The organism is Micromonospora fiedleri, assembly GCF_016774385.1.
In the GTDB taxonomy this organism is placed as follows: Bacteria; Actinomycetota; Actinomycetes; order Mycobacteriales; family Micromonosporaceae; genus Micromonospora; species Micromonospora gifhornensis.
In genome coordinates, this window is the sequence record NZ_JAETXL010000041.1 from 1 (window position 1) to 494 (window position 494).

General features: G+C 54.5%; 2 protein-coding genes. One reads left to right on the plus strand and one right to left on the minus strand.

Translation table 11 applies throughout. The features are described from left to right. Positions 1-35: 35 nt before the first annotated feature. Positions 36-233 carry a DUF3742 family protein gene (locus JMF97_RS32460; protein ID WP_203224669.1) on the plus strand — a complete coding sequence of 66 codons (198 nt, stop codon included), beginning with the start codon at positions 36-38 and terminating at the stop codon, positions 231-233. Between the two features lie 12 nt (positions 234-245). Here JMF97_RS32460 and JMF97_RS32465 read toward each other — a convergent pair. Beyond that, positions 246-494 (minus strand): hypothetical protein (locus JMF97_RS32465; protein ID WP_273543976.1); only part of this gene is annotated, 249 nt, incomplete at its 5' end.

The window sequence follows — 494 nt, forward strand, 5'->3', positions numbered from 1 at the left end:
GGATGTTGTAGCGCCTGTCTCTTATACACATCTAGATGTGTATAAGAGACAGGCTCTATACCGCGTTCTGGCTGGCTCTGCTGCTGGTGTTCGGCGTCGCTGCAGCGTGGGTGGCCCGCAATACCGATTGGAATGAGCCGCAACCTGAATGGCGGAGCGGCAATCTCGGATTTGGCCTTTACCATCCTGATGGCTCAAGGATCGATCCTCACGATCCCAACGACGAAATGTAGGAGTAACTCATTTTACTTCTTGGCGACATTCATCAGTGAGGCCCCCCCTTTTCCGCCTGCCGTTTGCGCGTCCTTGCTGCCATTTACGAGGGCCTGAGTGATTGCACCGGCTTGGAAACCTGCCCAGCCCAACGCAGTCATCCAAAACGCAGGCAGCACCAAGAACATCGTCCCCATGACGAAATTCAGCAACAGATCGCCAAAGGCATTATTCAACCCCATCACCGGATCGAAATTAGTGACGGGCCGGTTCCAACCCCA

Coding starts and splice junctions, on each gene's coding strand:
- JMF97_RS32460 (WP_203224669.1), top strand. CDS start 36: ATGTGTATAAGAGACAGGCTCTATACCGCGTTCTGGCTGGCTCTGCTG.